At 52.0% G+C, this 18,428-nt stretch carries 17 protein-coding genes; 12 read left to right on the forward strand and 5 right to left on the reverse strand.

Annotated elements, in window-relative coordinates:
• Positions 1 to 298 (forward strand): hypothetical protein (locus LQZ19_RS15050; protein WP_411048503.1); only part of this gene is annotated, 298 nt, incomplete at its 5' end.
• A gap of 9 nt (positions 299 to 307) precedes the next feature.
• Complete coding sequence (locus LQZ19_RS15055; protein ID WP_411048504.1) at positions 308 to 1,264, forward strand: chitobiase/beta-hexosaminidase C-terminal domain-containing protein; 957 nt, start codon at positions 308 to 310, stop codon at positions 1,262 to 1,264.
• Positions 1,265 to 1,649: 385 nt separating this feature from the next.
• Here the strand turns inward: LQZ19_RS15055 and LQZ19_RS15060 are convergent, their stop codons facing one another.
• Entirely contained in the window at positions 1,650 to 3,422 is a 1,773-nt protein-coding gene (locus LQZ19_RS15060) for a methyl-accepting chemotaxis protein (RefSeq protein ID WP_411048505.1), read from the reverse strand.
• A 164-nt stretch (positions 3,423 to 3,586) separates the two neighbouring features.
• On the opposite strand from LQZ19_RS15060, the gene LQZ19_RS15065 reads away from it, so the two are divergent.
• The 7 genes from LQZ19_RS15065 (at position 3,587) to dapB (ending at position 10,844) form a co-directional block, all read left to right on the forward strand.
• The gene (locus LQZ19_RS15065) at positions 3,587 to 3,946 is read left to right on the forward strand and encodes a PIN domain-containing protein (protein ID WP_411048506.1); all 360 of its coding nucleotides are present in this window, start codon (positions 3,587 to 3,589) and stop codon (positions 3,944 to 3,946) included.
• Positions 3,947 to 3,952: 6 nt separating this feature from the next.
• On the forward strand, positions 3,953 to 4,234 hold the full coding sequence (locus LQZ19_RS15070) for a hypothetical protein (RefSeq protein WP_411048507.1): 282 nt from the start codon (positions 3,953 to 3,955) through the stop codon (positions 4,232 to 4,234).
• 184 nt (positions 4,235 to 4,418) lie between these two features.
• Positions 4,419 to 6,674: a response regulator gene (locus tag LQZ19_RS15075; protein WP_411048508.1), complete on the forward strand. Its 2,256-nt coding sequence runs from the start codon at positions 4,419 to 4,421 to the stop codon at positions 6,672 to 6,674.
• Between the two features lie 21 nt (positions 6,675 to 6,695).
• Positions 6,696 to 7,310 (forward strand): response regulator, encoded by a 615-nt coding sequence (locus LQZ19_RS15080; protein WP_411048509.1) that lies wholly within the window; start codon positions 6,696 to 6,698, stop codon positions 7,308 to 7,310.
• 67 nt (positions 7,311 to 7,377) lie between these two features.
• On the forward strand, positions 7,378 to 8,658 hold the full coding sequence (locus tag LQZ19_RS15085; RefSeq protein ID WP_411048510.1) for an ArsB/NhaD family transporter: 1,281 nt from the start codon (positions 7,378 to 7,380) through the stop codon (positions 8,656 to 8,658).
• Positions 8,659 to 8,664: 6 nt separating this feature from the next.
• The gene (locus LQZ19_RS15090; RefSeq protein ID WP_411048511.1) at positions 8,665 to 10,014 is read left to right on the forward strand and encodes an aspartate kinase; all 1,350 of its coding nucleotides are present in this window, start codon (positions 8,665 to 8,667) and stop codon (positions 10,012 to 10,014) included.
• A 14-nt stretch (positions 10,015 to 10,028) separates the two neighbouring features.
• Entirely contained in the window at positions 10,029 to 10,844 is an 816-nt protein-coding gene (gene dapB / locus LQZ19_RS15095; protein ID WP_411048512.1) for a 4-hydroxy-tetrahydrodipicolinate reductase, read from the forward strand.
• 11 nt (positions 10,845 to 10,855) lie between these two features.
• On the opposite strand, the gene LQZ19_RS15100 is transcribed toward dapB, so the two are convergent.
• Positions 10,856 to 11,275: a hypothetical protein gene (locus LQZ19_RS15100; protein WP_411048513.1), complete on the reverse strand. Its 420-nt coding sequence runs from the start codon at positions 11,273 to 11,275 to the stop codon at positions 10,856 to 10,858.
• Positions 11,276 to 11,640: 365 nt separating this feature from the next.
• Here LQZ19_RS15100 and dapA point away from each other — a divergent pair, with 365 nt between their 5' ends.
• Both dapA and asd read left to right on the forward strand, forming a co-directional pair.
• The gene (gene dapA / locus LQZ19_RS15105; RefSeq protein ID WP_411048514.1) at positions 11,641 to 12,570 is read left to right on the forward strand and encodes a 4-hydroxy-tetrahydrodipicolinate synthase; all 930 of its coding nucleotides are present in this window, start codon (positions 11,641 to 11,643) and stop codon (positions 12,568 to 12,570) included.
• A 218-nt stretch (positions 12,571 to 12,788) separates the two neighbouring features.
• The gene (gene asd, locus LQZ19_RS15110; protein WP_411048515.1) at positions 12,789 to 13,904 is read left to right on the forward strand and encodes an aspartate-semialdehyde dehydrogenase; all 1,116 of its coding nucleotides are present in this window, start codon (positions 12,789 to 12,791) and stop codon (positions 13,902 to 13,904) included.
• Positions 13,905 to 13,942: 38 nt separating this feature from the next.
• Here asd and LQZ19_RS15115 read toward each other — a convergent pair whose 3' ends face one another.
• The 3 genes from LQZ19_RS15115 to LQZ19_RS15125 form a co-directional block, all read right to left on the reverse strand.
• Positions 13,943 to 14,278: a type II toxin-antitoxin system PemK/MazF family toxin gene (locus LQZ19_RS15115; RefSeq protein ID WP_411048516.1), complete on the reverse strand. Its 336-nt coding sequence runs from the start codon at positions 14,276 to 14,278 to the stop codon at positions 13,943 to 13,945.
• Entirely contained in the window at positions 14,275 to 14,538 is a 264-nt protein-coding gene (locus LQZ19_RS15120) for a hypothetical protein (RefSeq protein ID WP_411048517.1), read from the reverse strand. Before LQZ19_RS15120 ends, LQZ19_RS15115 begins: the two co-directional genes overlap by 4 nt.
• A 127-nt stretch (positions 14,539 to 14,665) precedes the next feature.
• Positions 14,666 to 16,759, reverse strand: coding sequence for a methyl-accepting chemotaxis protein (locus LQZ19_RS15125; protein WP_411048518.1), 2,094 nt, complete (start codon positions 16,757 to 16,759; stop codon positions 14,666 to 14,668).
• A gap of 361 nt (positions 16,760 to 17,120) precedes the next feature.
• Here LQZ19_RS15125 and LQZ19_RS15130 point away from each other — a divergent pair, with 361 nt between their 5' ends.
• Positions 17,121 to 18,389 (forward strand): diaminopimelate decarboxylase, encoded by a 1,269-nt coding sequence (locus LQZ19_RS15130; RefSeq protein WP_411048519.1) that lies wholly within the window; start codon positions 17,121 to 17,123, stop codon positions 18,387 to 18,389.
• The last annotated feature ends 39 nt before the right edge of the window (positions 18,390 to 18,428 follow it).

The following is an 18,428-nucleotide window of genomic DNA, read 5'->3' on the forward strand; positions in this document are numbered from 1 at the left end:
GCTCACGGCTCACGGCTCACGGCTCACGGCTCACGGCTCACGGCTCACGGCTCATTATACTTTAGCTAAAACACAAAGTGTCAAGTACCCAATAGTTAAATCTCCATTTTCAGGCAAAACAACACCATCCGGGGGTAAAACCGCCCTTACCACCGCCAAAATGCGGAACATCAAGAAACGCAATTTTTTGACCCCGCCCCTGGGGGCCGCTGGTATCGGCATTGATACCCTAATACGGGTGTTATCCGCTTATACGGTTAAATATAAACAAATTTGTCGGCGGGACATAAAACCGTAAGGAGTTCATATGAAGAAGAATAGATTTTCTATATTGGGAGTGTTGGCAGTGTTGCTGGCATTCGGTCTTGTCTATTCGAGTTGTGGTCCTGGCGCAGGCAACGATGATCCTGATACTGTTGCAACGCCAACGGCAACTCCCGGAACCGGCGCATACAGCGCAGCCCAAACCGTAACCCTTGCAACAACAACCGATGGCGCAAAAATCTATTACACCACCGATAATTCAACACCCTCGGCAAGCAACGGAACGGCTTATACTGCCCCTATTTCGGTAACCATTCCCAGCACCCTTAAAGCCATTGCCGTAAAAGGCGGCTGGGATGACAGCGGAGTATTGACGGCTAATTATACCGAACTCGTCGTTAATGACGATTTAACCGGCACAATATGGAAATATACGGATGAAGATGAAACTATTACCTTAATATTTGATAATATCACAACTTTTTCCGGAATACATTCATCAGAAGGTCCTATAGGCGGGACATATACGGTTACAGGTAATACTGTAACGATTAATTTTACTGTCAATGCCCCTCCCGACGGCAGCACATGGACAGGGACAGTAGCAGGTGATTCTATTACATTTACTAATGGTTTAACTTTTGTGAAACAAGATGGTACGAATGCCAACAAGCTAATCATTACCGGTATTGATCTAACCGGAGTAGTGACTGTCCTTATTACCACTAATTTGGGTTCAAACCCTAATTACGTTGCCACTGGTACTGGTACTATTTCTGATACAAGTATTACCATTCAATTAATGGGCGTAAGTGGTGGAATTGTAACCGGGGATTGGACCGATACGGGTGACTACTATATTATGTTTTGGAATACTGCTTCCCCTTCCGGAGGTCCTATAAAAGTAGCCTCAGTAATCGGTGGAGAACAAGAAAAAATTAGCTTTACAACAGAAACAACTACCGTAGCATGGAGCAAATTTGGAACGGGATACGAGTAATTTCGGAGGCAGAAAAGTTAATGCAACGGCACATGGTACCAGACAGGCATTAGTCCCCCGTTTCCCGCCTCTTTAAATACCGCGCAAGCGGCTTCGATTGGCGGGAAACGGTTGTCTATGGGACAGGTAACGCAAAGGCGCCTGTCACCAAATTTGTGTGAGCGCAAGTAAGCGCAGTGAGGGTTGGGCAGGGTTAAACAATTCCTTACGAACAGGCGCCGGTGGGGGAGGGGGAGCCACATCGCGGGATATTTGGAATTCCCTGCTGTAGTAGACCCGCGCAGCGGGGCTGCGGAAGCAGACTCTACAAGCATCCCGCGGTGTGGCTCCCCCTCCCCCACCGGCGTTTTTTCGAATAACCTGTATACCCTACCCTACTAACCCTTTAGCTCCGCAACTCCGTCACCAACTCCATCAATTCCTCAGACTTATGCCGCAGCGACTGGAGCTCGCTGTCAACCTTAGAAACCATCATATTATTTTCCCTGGTAATACCGCTGACATCGTTAACCAACCCCGTGATAGCATTACTGAAGGATGACTGCTCTTCCACCGCCTGGGCGATAGACTTAACCTGGAGCATAGCCTCTTCGACGATCTTTTGGGCCGTGGTCAGGGAATCCACGGTTTTTTCCGAAAGGTTTGTTACCTGGGATATGGAAGCCACCGCATTGTCCATCCCGGAAATATTGGTCTTGGTCAGTTTCTGCATTTCCGAAATGGAGCTGTCCACTTCCTTGGCGGCGGACATAGTTTTTTCCGCCAACTTGCGTACCTCTCCCGCAACCACCGCGAAGCCTCGTCCGGACTCGCCGGCATGGGCGGCCTCGATGGAGGCGTTCATGGCCAGGAGGTTGATCTGGTCGGCGATGTCGGAAATTACGTTCATAATGCTGCCGATAGTGTTGGACTGAGCGCCCAGACGGTTGATGTTTTCGGTCAGCGAACCGGTAAGGGAATGGAGCTGTTGCATGGCGCTTCCGGATTCCTCGGCCATACTCACCCCGGCCTCGACCTTCTTGTTGGATTCTTCGGATTTCCCCGCTGCCGTACCGGCGCTGTCGGTGATACGGAATACGTGGGCGCTAAGCTGTTCCATCGAAGAGAGGATCTCGTTGATCCGGCCGGTCTGTGCATCCCCGCCGTTCTTTACCTTGGTGGCGCTCTGGGCAATGCTGCTCACCGAATCTTCCACATCGTGGGCGGCCTGTTCCACCTTTACGGCGATCTTCAAAATCTTTTCAGTGGCCCTTTCAGCCTCCGTCGCCTTAGCCAGGGCTTCCTCCTCCTTGGCCTGTACCGCAGAAAAGCTGGACCTAAGGTTTGCCGCCATGCGCACAAAGGAATTCTCGAGCACCGTAATCTCGTCCCGCCCGGCGGCCTTGATTTGAATATCCAGGTTACCCCCGGCCAGTTGTTCCGCCGCCTTTACCGCCTCCTTCAGGGGCTTGGTGATGGATTTCAGGGTAAAGATACAGAGGGGCCCCAGGATGATAACCAGCAAAACACCGAAACCGATGATAAGTATGCGCATCTTACCGTTCAGGTCGGCGCTCATACGTTCTTCCATTTGGGTCTGATAGGCATTGATATTATCAATATAGACACCCGTGGAAAGCCAGATATCCGTGCCGGGGATATACTCCACATAGGCAAGCTTAGGAGCATTTTCCATATTGCCGTTAAGACCCGGTTTGGGGAAGGTAAAGGAAACAAAACCCCCTCCCTTCCGGGCATTTTCGTAAAGATCCCGCACATAGAAGACCCCGTTAACATCCGCGGTATTCGCCAGGTCATCCCCCTCCCGCTGGGGCAGGGTTGGGTGCATGAAGATCACCGTCCCCTTGTAGGTATAATAATAACCGGACTTATCCTCTTCAAAACGGTAGTCCTTGATATATTTGTAGATGATATCGTGCTGTTCCTGGGGGTCGCTTACCCCCTCCAGCGCCTTACCCAGCGCAATAGCCATGGTCTGAGTGCCGAGTTTGAGCTTTTCCTTCTGCCCCACCAGCATAACTTCTTCCGCATCGGCAATCCCCGATTGCTTAACCCCCTGGGCGATAAAAAACACCGTACCCATCAGGGTAACGATAGATAAAATCAGGATAATGATAATAGCAATAATTCGTATGCCTATTGAAATATTTCGAAGCATGGAAATCTCCTTTTGTTATATATATAAATAATACACGAAAACCGCTTTCTAAACAAGGGCCAAGGCTTCCGTATCGGCAATTCCGGATTAGGAGGCGCCATGTACCTTTTTGAGCCCTATGCGGATGATTGCAAATTTTCAGTATTTTCTGTTATAATATAGGTATGAGGATATCACGAATCTACCTTGAGACGACCATGTTCAACTTCCCCTTTGCGGATGATGCGCCGGAGAAAAAGAACGCTGTGCTAAAGCTGTTTCAGGAGATTCAAGAGGGCAAATATAAGCCCTATGCCTCCAAGTATGTTATCGATGAGCTAAGCAGGGCGGGAGAGGAAAAGCGGCTCAAGATGATGGGCTTGATAGATGTCTACCATGTTGAGCTTTTACCGGTCAGCGAGGAAGTTGAGGAACTTGCCGCCAAGTACATTATATCGTTAAGGCCAAGACCGTCCAGATGGTACGGGCAATCAATCTGCTGGAACAGTATAATGAAATCGGGATCTATTCCCCTGATGAGGTGATTGAATATGAAGACGAATGAAAGTTCTGTGATTCGGGAAATTTACGAGATTCGATCCGCAATCCATGAGGAGACCAAGGGGATGTCCCCCAAGGAACGGGCGGATTTTATCAATCATCGGGCGAATACCCAACTTGCGGAGTACGACACCATGAAGGCTTCCGGCGCCTTTTCGCCTGTATTTTTGGATGCCCCTCAGCCCATACAGGAATCTGCGGCTCTGCGGGAAATTCACGCCATACGGTTAAAATTACAGAATGACCGTAGGGGAGTAGTTTCTTCAGCATAAGGGTGACACCTTATCCATACCCCGCCCCTTGGTGCGGTTGAATTTGGCGTCACCCTGATGGAACCTTCTTCTCTTTCAACGACTTAAAAAGTATACCCTTCCTGATATTTTGAAGACCCTTGTATCGGTCCTGGGAATATTATATTCTATATATTCCGGGCAACGGCTATAGGAGAAGACGGGCATGGAAACTGAAAAGCAGATCATCATGATCGTGGATGACAATATGGCAAACCTCACCATGGGGAAAAACATATTGAAGGATCATTATCAGGTTTTTACCATACCCTCCGCAGAGAAACTCTTTGAGATCCTGGAAAAGATCATCCCCGGCATGATACTTCTGGATATCGAGATGCCCGGCATGAACGGCTACGATGCGATAAAAAAACTCAAGGCCGACAATCGTTTTAAGGATATTCCGGTCATATTTATCACCGCCAGTACGGACTCGAACAGCGAGTTGGAGGGCCTCACCCTGGGGGCGGTGGACTTTATTTTTAAGCCCTTTTCCGCGGCCCTCCTGATTAAACGTCTGGAAAATCACCTAATCATGATTTCCCAAACGAAGAAGTTAGAGACCATTAACGAGCAGCTCCAGCGGGCCAAGGATATTGCTGAACGGGCCAACCAGGCCAAAAGCGGTTTCCTGGCCTCAATTAGCCATGAAATCCGCACCCCCATGAATGCCATCATCGGCATGAGCGATCTTATGCGGACCGATAACCTCGATCCGATCCAGCAGGGTTATTTTCAGGACATCAAAAAAACATCCAAAGCCCTGCTGCTCCTGATCAACGACATCCTGGATTTCTCCAAAATCGAAGCGGGAAAGATGGAATTGGTGGCGGCCCATTTCAGCTTAGAGGCGCTCTTTGATCATATCAGCTCCATGAACCGTTTCCTGGCGGTAAGTAAGGACCTGGAATTCCGCTGCGGTTTTGATCCGGAACTTCCCCCGGTACTCTACGGGGACGAAATGCGTTTTCGCCAGGTGATAGGCAATATCGTAAGCAACGCCATTAAGTACACCCGGGAGGGCTATGTTTCCCTGTCCATTAAAAAAACTTCCGCGGATGGGAAAGAATACATCGCCATCATAGTGGAAGATTCCGGTATCGGTATAAAAGATCAGGATTTCGGGAAACTCTTCGGCGCCTTCCAGCAGCTTGATAGTGAAAAAAACCGGGGCATCCAGGGTACCGGCCTGGGACTTTCCATTACCAAGGCCCTGGTGGAAATGATGGGGGGACGCCTGGAGGTTTCCAGCGTATACGGCAAGGGCTCTGTTTTTACCGTTTCCCTGCCATTAGTCCCCGGGGATCCCGAAAAGGTCGAACGCCGGGCCATTGAGCAGCGGGTACTTGCCAAGGAAGGCGTATCAATTCTGGTAGTGGACGATAACCGGGTAAACCTCACCGTGGCTCTGGGTTTTTTGGCCGCCCATAACATCAATGCGGATACCGCCGCAAGCGGCTTCGAAGCGATTGATAAGGTTCAGGCGAAACAGTATGACATTGTGTTCATGGATCACATGATGCCCGAAATGGACGGTATTGAAACCACCCACCATATCCGCGCTTTGGCGGAGTCAGGCGGGGAAAACGCCCGGTTTGGCGAAATCCCCATTATCGCCCTGAGCGCCAACGCCGTTACCGGGGCAAAGGAATCCTTCCTCGCCGCGGGGATGGTGGACTTTATCTCCAAACCTATCGAGAGCTATGAGATGAACCGGATTTTGGGCAAATGGCTCCCCCATGAAAAGATCGCCTTTGTCCCCAACGCGGTCCATAACGCCGGGCCCGCCGCCCCGGAATGCGGCGAAAATGAACGCCTCTTAACGGAGCTTTCCCGCATCGAAGGGCTGGATCTGACCGAAGGCTTATCCCATGTGGGAAATAACCAACAGGGGTACCTAAAGGCTCTCCGCCAGTTTTATGACGGCTTCAGGGACTACCGGGATACCATTACCGGGGATCTTGCGAAGGAAGATTGGAAGGACTATGCTATAATGGTCCATGCGGTTAAGGGGGTCTTTGCCTCCCTGGGGGTAAAGACCCTCGCCGACCAGGCGTACAGGCTGGAAATGGCCGGCAAAAGCGGGGATGCCGAAACCTGCCGCGCCGGAACCGGCCTTTTCTGCACGGCCATGGACCGGTTTTACCAGGCCCTTTCGGAAACCGCCCTGGGGACGGATTCTGCGGCAAAAATTGAAAAAACCGAGACTTCTACAGAATTTATCAAAGAACAGCTTGAACACCTGAAGACCGCCTGTATAAACTGCTCCGGTGAAGATGCCGATAGGATAGCGAAGTCACTGGAAAGCGTCACCTGCGGCGAAGGAATTGATACGGCTCTGAAAAGAATATGCCAATTAATTGATTCCTATGATTACGACGAGGCGCTGGAGAGGATTGCCACTCTGGAAGATACGCTCTAAGCTAATTAAAAAGGAATTATTATGACAAAACAAAAAACCATTCTTGCGGTCGATGATATGGCGGAAAATCTTACCACCCTGCGGGCTATTTTACAGGATTATTTTGATGTGCGGCTCGCCAAAACCGCCAAAATGGCGCTGAGTTTAATGGAGAACGTCCAGGTGGATCTTATTCTGCTTGATATTGAAATGCCCGGCATGACAGGATTTCAGTTCCTGGAAGAAAACCGTAAAACCAACCCTAAACACAAAAACATTCCCGTCATTTTTGTCACATCCCACGCCGATCCGGATATGATCACCGCGGCAATTAACGCCGGGGCAAAGGACTACATCGTTAAACCGATAAAGCCCGACATTCTGCTCAAAAAAATTGACGCCATCATTGGACTTCCGGAAAAGAACAGCGCCCGCAATCCCCTGGAAGTGGAACTCAACAAGCTCCTTGAGCTTATCGCCGCGGCGGACAGCGCCAAGGCCGAAGGTATCGCAGAAGAGCTGGAACAGCTTGCCGCAGATCAGATCCCTGCTATCCGCGAACCGGTCCAAAGGATCCATACCCTGGTTAGCCGTTTTGATTATGAAGTTGCGGCCAAAAAAATCAAAGAACTTTTGGAATACCTTTCGAACTTCTAAGCGGGCGCATCTTAAGTACTTGTGAAACAGTTCTTTGACGGCGTATAGTATCGGTGAGGAGTTATCAATGCCCATTAAGTGGATCGTGCTTATCATCGCGATCGTTATGTACGCCCTTATTGTGATTTTTCCGGGTAAAAAATCCTTCAGCTCCCTGGGGGCCGCCTTTCTCATGGTCATCCTGGGGGTGATAAGCCCGGGACAGGCCCTGGGCGAACTGGTCAACTGGACGGTGCTCATGATCTTTGTGGGCAGCCTGATAATCGCCGAGCTCTTTATCTATTCCCGGGTCCCCGCGGTGATCGCCGATTCCATCGTAAGCCATTCCCCCAATGTGGGTATCGCCATCGTGGCCATCCTGATGATGACCGGCATCATCTCCGCCTTTGTGGAAAATGTAGCCACCGTCCTGGTGATGGCCCCCATTGCCCTGGCGCTCTGCAAAAAGCTGGAACTGGACCCCACCTACTTTATCGTCGGCCTGGCGGTGATGGCCAATCTTCAGGGAACCGCCACCCTGGTAGGGGATCCCCCTTCGATGATCTTCGCGGATCACTCCGGCTACGGCTTTAACGAGTTCTTCTTCTTCGAGGGGAAACCCTCCATATTTTTCGCCATCCAGATAGGTATGATCGCCGGGGCGATCTTCTTCTACGCCTCCTTTGCCAAAAAGGGCGGAACAAAGGTAGAGATCGAGCAGGAAAAGATCCTTACCATTGTTCCTTCGGTTTTGCTCATCCTGATGATCCTGGGACTTGCATCCTGTTCCTTTATCTATGGGGGCATCTCCCTGGCATCGGGGCTCCTGGTGATGATCCTGGGCATTGCGGGGATACTCTGGTACAAGTTTATCCGCCGGGAGAGCGTCGAAAAGGTCCGGGATCTGATAAAGGGCCTGGACTGGGATACGGTGCTCTTCCTGATCGGCATCTTTGTGGTGGTGGGCGCCGTTGCCGAAGTCGGGCTCCTGGACGATTTTTCCGCCTTCCTTTCGAGCATTGTGGAAGAGAGCGTCTTAATGGGATTCTTTATCATCCTGGCGGTCTCCATCCTCATCTCCGGCTTTGTGGATAACGTACCCTATATCATTGTCATGCTTCCGGTGGCTTCAAAGATGGCGGCGGAGCTTTCCCTCAAGCCGGAACTCTACATGTTCGCCCTTTTGATCGGCTCCTGCCTTGGGGGCAACCTTACCCCCTTCGGCGCTTCCGCCAACATCGTTTCCGTAGGAATACTGAAGAAACAAGGGGTACTCCTGAACTTTAGCCAGTGGCTCAAGATAGGTATCCCCTTTACCCTGATAACCACCGCAGCGGCGGCGGCCTTTGTCTGGATAGTCTGGAGGTAAGCAGTAATGATTGTCATGAAATTCGGGGGTAGTTCCGTAGCCAACGCGGAACGGATCCGCCATGTGGCTGAGATTGTAAAGAGTCAAATCACAGAAAAACCGATCCTGGTATTATCCGCCATGGGGGATACCACGGATCATCTCCTGTCCGCCGCCGATCTGGCCCTGCGGGAAGGGGTGGTTTCGATAGATAAAGTAGAAAAACTGCACCGGAACACCATACAGGAACTGAACCTGGAAGCCGCGATCCTGGAGGAAGTGGATCCCCTTTTAGCGGAACTGCAGACCCTCCTTACGGGGATATCCCTTATTAGGGAACTCACGGTCAAAACCAGGGACTATCTGGTTTCCTTTGGAGAACGGCTTTCGGTACGCATTACCGCGGCCTACTTCAATTCCATCGGCATTAAAGCCCTGGCCGTAGACGCCTGGCACGCAGGGTTTCTGTCGGATTCCAATTTTACCTCCGCAGAACTTGATGAGGAAAGCTGGGACCGTATCCCCGAGGCACTGCGCCCGCTGATTGAAAAGGGTATAATGCCGGTGATAACGGGATTTATCGCCAAGGACCGGCAGGGATGCATCACCACCCTGGGACGGGGGGGATCCGATTTGAGCGCCACCATGATCGCTTCGGCGATGAACGCGGCGGAGGTCCAGGTCTGGAAGGACGTGGATGGGATACTCACCTCGGACCCGCGGATCGTCAAGGCCGCAAAGCCCGTAGAAACGGTAACCTACGATGAAGCGGCGGAGCTGGCCTACTTCGGCGCCCAGGTGCTCCACCCCCGGGCCATGCAGCCCTGTATTAAGACCGGAACCCCGGTGCGGGTAAAGAATTCCTACAACCCTGCGGCCCCGGGCACAAGGATTATCGGAACCATAGATAAGAAAACAGGTCCTGTCCGGGCCATCACCTCCCGGAAAAATGTTACCCTGGTAGATATAGTGTCGACCCGTATGGTGGGGCAGTATGGTTTTCTGGCGGGGGTGTTTGCCACCTTTGCGGAGCACAAGCTGTCTGTGGACATGGTAGCCACCAGCGAAGTCTCGGTCTCCCTGACCCTGGATGCGGCTAACGATCTGGGAAAACTGAAACAGGATCTATCCAAGATTTCCAGCGTGGAAATAAAGACAGGCAAGGCCATTGTTACTATTATTGGCGATGTACGCCGTTCCTCGGAGATACTCCAGCGGGCCTTTGGGGTCTGCGTCCTTTTAGGCATACAGGTTCAGATGGTTTCCCAAGGGGCCAGCAAGGTAAACATTAGTTTTATTGTGGACGACATCCAGGCGGGAGAGGTAGTTACCGCCCTGCACAGCTGCTTTTTCGAACCCCTGGACAAGAAAATATAGGAGATAGAGAGATTATGAAAATAGCCCTTATCGGATACGGCAAAATGGGCCGGATACTGGAGCGGACAGCCCTGGAACGGGGACATCAGGTGGTGGCGGTGGTGGATCCCTTTATCGCCGGAACCCCGCCGGTTTCCGGAGCGCCCCTGCATACAACCATTACGGAAACTTCGCTGCAAGCAGCGGATGTGGCGATAGAATTTACCCGCCCCGATACGGCGGTGGAAAACATCCGGGCTTTGATAGGAATGGGCATCCCCACGGTGGCGGGCACCACGGGCTGGTATGATCACCTAAAGGAAATTGAGGATCTGGTTGGATCAAAAAAAGGTTCCTTCTGCTGGTCCTCCAACTATTCTTTGGGGGTCAATCTTTTTTACCGCATCGCCGCCTTCGCAGCAAAACTGGCGGACCCCTTCCCGGAGTACGATGTAGGGGGCTGGGAGTTCCATCACAACAAAAAAGTTGACAGCCCCTCGGGGACCGCGAAGATCCTGGTAGAAAAGGTACTCGCAGTGATGACCCGCAAAAAAAAGGCGGTCTGGGAAACCCTAAACCGCCCCCCTGCGCCGGACGAGCTCCACTACCCCAGCCTCCGCCTTGGTTCCATGCCCGGAACCCACGCCATAGCCTTCGATTCCCCGGCGGACACCATCGAAATCACCCACACCGCCCGCAACCGTGACGGCCTGGCCGCAGGCGCCATACGCGCCGCAGAATGGCTGGTCAAATGCGCCGGTCCCGGAAAACCCGCAGGCGGCGCCCGGGCGGGGGTGTTTACGATTGACGATGTGATGGAAGATATCTTGCAGGATGCTTGCAACCAGTAGGTGGGCTTCCGCTAGAGGATGGTATAGTCAAAGTGCATTGGTTTGTCGCCGTGGGCGCCAACCAGTTCATGACTTACCGGATCGGCGATTAAATCCATATCCATGAGCGGGAGGCGGCCGAGGATCACATCGTCCACGTCCGCAATCACGGCGTCTAAAACCGACGAACGGTCTTTCCAATGCATCTCTACCGCGTCTGTTTTTTCGCACTTTGCCCGTATGCCCTTTGCCAGGGTAGCGGTACAGGGATACCGGCTGTTAAGCCCCAGTTTTTGCCAGATTGCTTCGTTAATAACCAAAGTCATAACATCGGTATCTACCCGTGCCCTTACCGTTATTTGCCGGACTTCAGGATCTTTGCTATACCCATGCTCATAGCTCATTCTATCATACAAGTTTTTCAGGGTAATATCCGCATATACCGTTTCCATCGCTTTGCCTCCATTTTTTACCAGATACGCCCAAAGGGTTGGTCGCCGTGGACGGTTCCCACCATGCAAACCTCCGGTTCGATGCCTCTCTCCATTAAGATTTAGTATACCATACCGGGGGTATTTTGACAAACTGCCAACGGACTTTCCCCGCACACCATGTATGGTACTGCCTAAGAAAACGCATTATTATGGAGCATTATTTTTTGCGTTTTTTTGTACATTTTCTTGGATTTTGATCCCCCAAGTTGGCGGGAGGCGTTACAGGCGGCATCCCCCAAAAAGCCCTTGTTTGACCACCCCCTTTTATGGATAATATCCTAACGGTCATACGTATCGTACAACCTACAAAGATGGAGCGAGCCATGGATCAATCCCAACAAGAGTTTTGCGCTAAGCTGCGTGGGGCCTTTACCGCCCTGGTTACCCCCTTGAAGGAAAACGGGGATGTGGATTACGAGGGATTCAGGAAACTCATCAACTTTCAGATTGATGAAGGGATCAACGGCCTGGTGCCCCTGGGAACCACCGGTGAAACCCCGACTCTGGACGATGAAGAAGAGGAAAAGCTGATTAGGATAGCAATTGAGGAGATCAAGGGACGGGTCCCGGTTATTATCGGCGCCGGTTCCAACTCTACAAAACATATGACGGAGTATGTTAAACGGGCGAAAGAAAACGGAGCGGACGCCGCCCTGGTGGTAACCCCCTACTACAATAAACCCAACGACTCGGGGCTTATCAAACACTTTGAGGCCGCCGCTGCGGTGGGCATCCCGGTGATGATCTACAATATAGCATCCCGGACCGGCAGGAATATTCCCGTGGGGCTGATGAAAAGGCTGGCGGAAATACCCGGCATTATCGGGGTAAAGGAAGCTTCCGGGGATATCAACCAGATGGGGGACATTATCCGGGAAATATCGATTCCCAGAAAGGCTGCGGGAAATCCCTTTGTGGTGGTCTCTGGGGACGACGGCCTCACCCTGCCCTTGATTGCCCTGGGGGGGGATGGGGTCATTTCGGTTATCTCCAACCTGATACCCAAAAAGATTGCCGCCATGACCAAAGCATTGCTGGAGGGTAATTTTGAGGAAGGAAGGAGGCTGCATTATGAGTTGCTGTCCCTGGCCAAAACCGCCTTCATCGAAACGAACCCGGCGCCTATAAAGGCGGCGATGAACTGGGCCGGCATACCCGTTGGCCCGACCCGGCTTCCCCTGGGCCCCCTGGCGCCGTCCAGCGAACCGCCCCTTAGAGCGGTGCTTGAACAGCTGGGGTTTAAGTTGAAATAAGAGGAATTTGGAAGAGAATAAAACCGCAAAGGCACAGAAGTCGCAAAAGGAAGAAAGAAAAAAATAAGAAAGATAAAGTGGAAAAGTCTGCTTAGTAATATCGTCTAAGCTTCCTTCCCCCTTTTTTAATTTTCTCCTCTTCTTCGCCTTTTGTGCCTTTGCGGTAAAATTTCTTCTTTAATTTGCAGTTATGTTCTTCAGATTTAAAGGAGCGTGTTATGGAAAAGATTCCCGTAGGGATATTAGGCGCCACCGGTATGGTGGGGCAGCAGTATATTGCATTGTTGGCTAAGCACCCCTGGTTTGAGGTACGCTATGTGGCGGCATCTCCCCGGAGCGCGGGCAAGGTTTATCGCGAAGCCGTGGGGGGACGCTGGAACGCCACCCGGGGTGATTTAGGCGGAACGAATTCTCCCGCCGCTGCAACCCTGACCGTGGAGGACGCTAATGATGTGTCCAAAGCCATGGCGGCGGCGAAGCGGGGGGACTTAGCGTTTGTGTTTTCCGCCCTGGAAATGGGGAAAGATGAAATCAAGGCTCTGGAAGAAAGCTATGCTGCGGCGGGAATCCCCGTGGTGTCCAACGCTTCGGCCAACCGCTGGACCGGCGATATACCCATGCTCATCGCCGAGGTGAATCCGGATCATGCGGATATCATCCCCCTGCAGCAAAAAAACAGGGGCTGGGACAAGGGCTTTATCGCGGTTAAGCCCAACTGTTCCATACAGAGTTACATGACCCCCCTCTGGGCCCTGCTTCAGGCTGGTTATGCGGTGGAGCGTATCATCGTGAGTACCCTCCAGGCAGTTTCCGGCGCAGGCTACCCCGGGGTGTCGAGCCTGGATATTGTGGACAACATCGTGCCCTATATCGGCGGCGAGGAAGAGAAGACCGAACAGGAACCCCTGAAAATCCTTGGGACGATTCAGGGAAACAGTATCGTTAACGCCCAGGGCCTTAAGATCAGCGCCCACTGCAACCGGGTGCCGGTTATCGACGGCCACACCGCCTGCATCAGCCTGGAATTCGGCCCGAAGAAGCCGTCCATTGACGAGGTTAAGCATATCTGGACCAGCTTCAAAGCCCTGCCCCAGGAACTGGACCTGCCCATGGCGCCGAAACAACCTATCATCATCCGGGAAGAACCGGACCGGCCCCAGCCCCGGAAGGACCGGGAAGCGGACAAGGGCATGGCGGTGTCCGTAGGGCGCATACGGCCCTGCAATGTGTTTGATCTCCGCTTTGCCGCCGTGTCCCATAACACGGTCCGCGGCGCCGCCGGAGGGGGCATACTCAACGCAGAATTACTGAAGGCCAAAGGGTACTTGGGGTAAATATGCAAGAGTGTAATTAGGTAAGATTAAAACTCAAACTAGATAACTTCTTCCAGTTCCAATGCCGCTATAAGGCATTGGTTGAGGAAATGCAGTTTCCGGGGGGAAAGTTTCCCCACGTAATTCGTTAACAGGGTTTTTGGAATGCTTACCAAGGCGTCACACATAACGGCGCTTTCATGTTTTAGCCCCTCATCAACGCCGACCGCAAGCTGGGTGAGCCTACCCTCGAAATTGGTATATACCGGCGCGCATATCACCGACGAAAAGGCTGCGTCGATGAGGGTTTGCCGGCTGACGATAACAAAGACCCGCTGGTTTTTCGGGTCTTGTTTATCGCCCCGATATACACGGTATAATTCACCCCGTTTCAAAAGAGGTCCTTTTGATAACCTAGCACATCCACCATCTCAGCGTTCAGACGTTCAGCATAGGTATTCAGATAGTCCGATTCGGCAGCATCCCGTACGCGTTTTTCTGCGGCGGTAATGCGATAGGGACTTTCCCCGGACCGGAGGTCCGTGGCCCGTTCCCCTTCTGAAAAAGAGATGATGACCGTGGTATTCTTCGCCAGGTTTACCGGTCCCTCGGGGGTAAATACCCGCCCGTCATAATACGCCTTTACTGCTTCCATACCATTCTCCATGTCTGCAATCCGGTTTTGCCGGATTGCTTTAACTATACCACAAACCCGCCATTGCCGCCACCGCCAGTCCGGTCTTATTGCTAAACCGGGCTAATGGTGGCACTCCTACGTTCCCCTATTGGGCAACTTTAAATTTATCCACATCCTGGGAGAGCCGGGAAATACTTTCTTTGGTTTCATCGGTGATCACGTTAAGCGCGCTCACCGCGTTGTTGATCCGGTCCGTACTGCCCGCTATGCCGTCCACCTCGGAGTTGGTCTCCTCGGTGGCCCCCGCGAGGTGATCCATCTCTTCAAGGATGGCGGCGCTGGCCTGCATCATCTCGCCGGAACCGTTTTTTACCTGGGTGGTAATCTCGTTGATCTCGTGAATGGCCTCCAGGACCCGGGAACTCCCCGTGGTCTGTTCATCCATGGCGTTTTTGATCACCGCCTCCTGGTTACGGACCTGATCCAGCAATTCCGAAACCCGGGAGAAGCGTTCCTGGGATTCGCCTGCCAGGAAGGCGGCCTGGTTTATCTGATCCTTGAGGTTATTGAGGACAGCGGAAATTGACTTGCCCTGGGTAGATGAATTCACCGCCAGTTTCCGTATCTCATCGGCAACTACCGCAAAACCCAGCCCGGCCTTTCCCGCATGGGCCGACTCGACGGCGGCGTTCATTGCCAGAAGGTTGGTCTGCTGGGCTATATTTTGAATCATGGAGCTGGCTTCCAGGAGGCCATCGGAATCATTCTCGAGTTTTTTGAGCACCTCCGAGACCCGCTGGATACCATCGGTGCCGGTTTCAGAAGCCTTGAGGAGCTCCTCCATGGATTCGGAATTTTTGTTGAGAATCTCCGCAACAGATTTGATGTTGGCCACCATTTCCTCGATAGCCGAGGAAGATTCCGCCACCGCAACGCTCTGGCTTTCGATAGAATCGTTAAGTTTTTCAGTGTGGGATTTTATTTCCCCTATGGTGGCGTGGGTTTCGGTCACCGACGCTGCCTGGGATATGGCTTTCTGCTTTATCGAGGAGATGTTTTGTGAGATAGAGCCGACCGCTTCGGAGGTTTGCCGCATGGTACTGTAAAGATTGTCGGCCATTACTTCAAGTTTCCCCGCCGCCTGCTTGGTCCCCGAAACCATGACGGAGAGATTCCCGATGGAGGCATTGAATTTATCGGCCATAGCGCCGATCTCATCCTTTGATTTTACTTCCAGTTTTTTTGTTAAGTCCCCGTTGGACATATCTTCCAGAATTGGGATCATTTTAACCAGGGGTTTTGAAACGGATTTACCTATCAATAGAGCTGCGATAATCCCGAGGGCAAGGAAAATTGCCACAACGATAATAAGAAGATTCCGCAGGGTAGTAACCCCGCTAAGAATAGTGTTTTGCGCGGCGGTGGCCGCAATGATCCAGTTCAAGCCCTCAACCGGGGCATAGGCGGCCACCATACCACGCTTGTCAACAGTATAGCTGGTGAACCCCTGTTTGCTGCTGATCATTTCCCGGACCGCATTCCCCAGGGATAGCAGTGAAGGGTTAGTCTTTGCCTCTTCTATCGGGGCAACCTGGTTTACCACATAGGCAACATTCTGATGTGCAATGATAACCCCGTTGTGGTTAATCATAAAGGCATAACCATCGTTGGAAACGCCGATGCTTTTGGTCATAGTATCCAGAAAGGTCCCATCCTGCCTGCTGATGAGAACCTGCGCGGGAAACTGCGTTGCAAGTGGCGCCAAATTGCCCCCCGCATAGATGGGGACTGCAAACATAACCACCGGCTTATTGATAACCCGGCTGACAATGACATCGGAAACAGCCTTTTCTCCCTGAAAGGCCCGTTGTATATAATCCCGGTCGCCGAGCATGGCGGTGGTTTTCTCCTTTATATAATGGGCGATCCCATCGGGAGTAACGATGGCCATATCCAGATAACCCACCCGGTCCATCTCATTGATAAGGTCCTCTGCCTGGTCTTCCCAATTCAGGGACTGGACCCGGCGGCGGTTTGCCAGTTCCTGTAATCTATCAAGCTGGGTCTCAATCATGGCGGATACTATTTCAGCGCCCAGATTTGCTTCGGCCCTGATGGCGTCTTCGGAAGTCGCCAATACCACCCTGGTAGCGACCGCCAGAGAAATGAGGCCGATACAAAGGGAAACAAAAAACACCAGGATTACAATCAGCAGGGAAACCCGTTTTGATAAACTCATTATTAACCCCTATAATTAACCGGAGCTTTGCGTTACTCCTTGCTCAATATCAGTATATGAGTCTTATTGAAAATGCTTAGTATGATTTTTGGATTTCCCGGACTTTATTGTACCGTCATTTGAATCGATTCTAAAATATTTATTAACATTACTATCTATATTCCAGTATTTTTTGATATAAGTGAAGGAATTTAACACAGAGAACGCAGAGTTTTTGTTAGCTGCCTTTGTATTATCTCTGTGATCTCTGCGCCTCCTCTGAGATCTCTGCGGTTTTCTTAAAAATTTGTTTGCGCCGAATTCTATACGTTTATCCTGAGCAAGTACTTCACCTTATTTCGTCCTTAGGGTAAAATAAACCATGAGTGAAAAACGATTCCCCTTAACAAGACCCCAGCTTGATGAGCTGGCAAAACGCTACCCTACCCCCTTTTACCTCTACGATGAAAAGGCCATAGGGGAGAACGTCCGGGCGGTAAAAAAGGCCTTCTCCGTATTTCCTTCCTATAAGGAACACTACGCGGTGAAGGCCCTGCCCAACCCCTTTATCCTGAAAATCCTGGCCGACGAAGGCTTAGGCGCGGACTGTGCGAGCCTCCCGGAGCTTATCCTGGCGGATATGGCAGGCATGAAGGGCGAAGACCTGATGCTTAGTTCCAACGAGACCCCGGCCCGGGAATATTCCGCCGCCCGGGATCTGGGAGCAGTGATCAACCTGGACGATTTTTCCCATATCGAATACCTGGAAAAAACAGCGGGCATCCCGGAACTCATTTCCTGCCGCTATAACCCGGGGCCCCTCAAGGGGGGGAACGCCATCATCGGGAAACCCGAGGAGGCTAAGTACGGCTTTACCCGGGAACAAATACTCGCCGGATTTCCCCTGCTCCGGGATAAGGGCGCAAAACGCTTCGCCCTGCACACCATGGTGGCCTCCAACGAACTGAACGCGGATTACCACATTGAGACCGGCCGCATACTCTTTGAACTGGCGGCGGAACTCAAAGCTAAGACCGGCATCAGATTGGAATTTGTAAACCTCGGAGGCGGCGCGGGGATACCCTACAAGCCGGAACAGGAGGCTATCGACTATGAGTACCTCACCAGGGGTCTCAAAAAAGCCTACGACGAAATCATCGTTCCCGCCGGACTTGACCCGCTGGGTATACACACCGAATGGGCCCGGGCGATCACCGGTCCCTACGGCTGGCTGGTAACCCGGGCTATCCATAAAAAGGAAATCTACCGCAACTACATCGGTCTGGATTCCTGCATGGCGGACCTTATGCGGCCCGCCCTCTACGGAGCTTACCACCACATCACCATCCCGGGTAAGGAAACTGCGCCCCTGACGGAGACCTACGATGTGGTAGGCAGTCTTTGTGAGAACAACGACAAGTTTGCGGTCCAGCGGCAGCTCCCGAAGATCGAGACCGGAGACTTTGTGGTGATCCACGATGCCGGGGCTCACGGCCGGGCCATGGGGTTCAACTACAATGGCAAACTCCGCTGCGGGGAACTGCTGCTCCGGCCCGACGGATCGGTTTTGCAAATACGGCGGAGGGAAACGATAGAGGATCTGTTTGCCACCCTGGATAGGGTTGCGCTGGAAGACTTTAAGAGGGGGTAGACGGCAGCTACCATTCCTGCGCGGGGGAGCAGAGAGATC

It is taken from the genome of Treponema primitia (assembly GCF_046533075.1).
Classification (GTDB): Bacteria; Spirochaetota; Spirochaetia; order Treponematales; family Breznakiellaceae; genus Termitinema; species Termitinema primitia_B.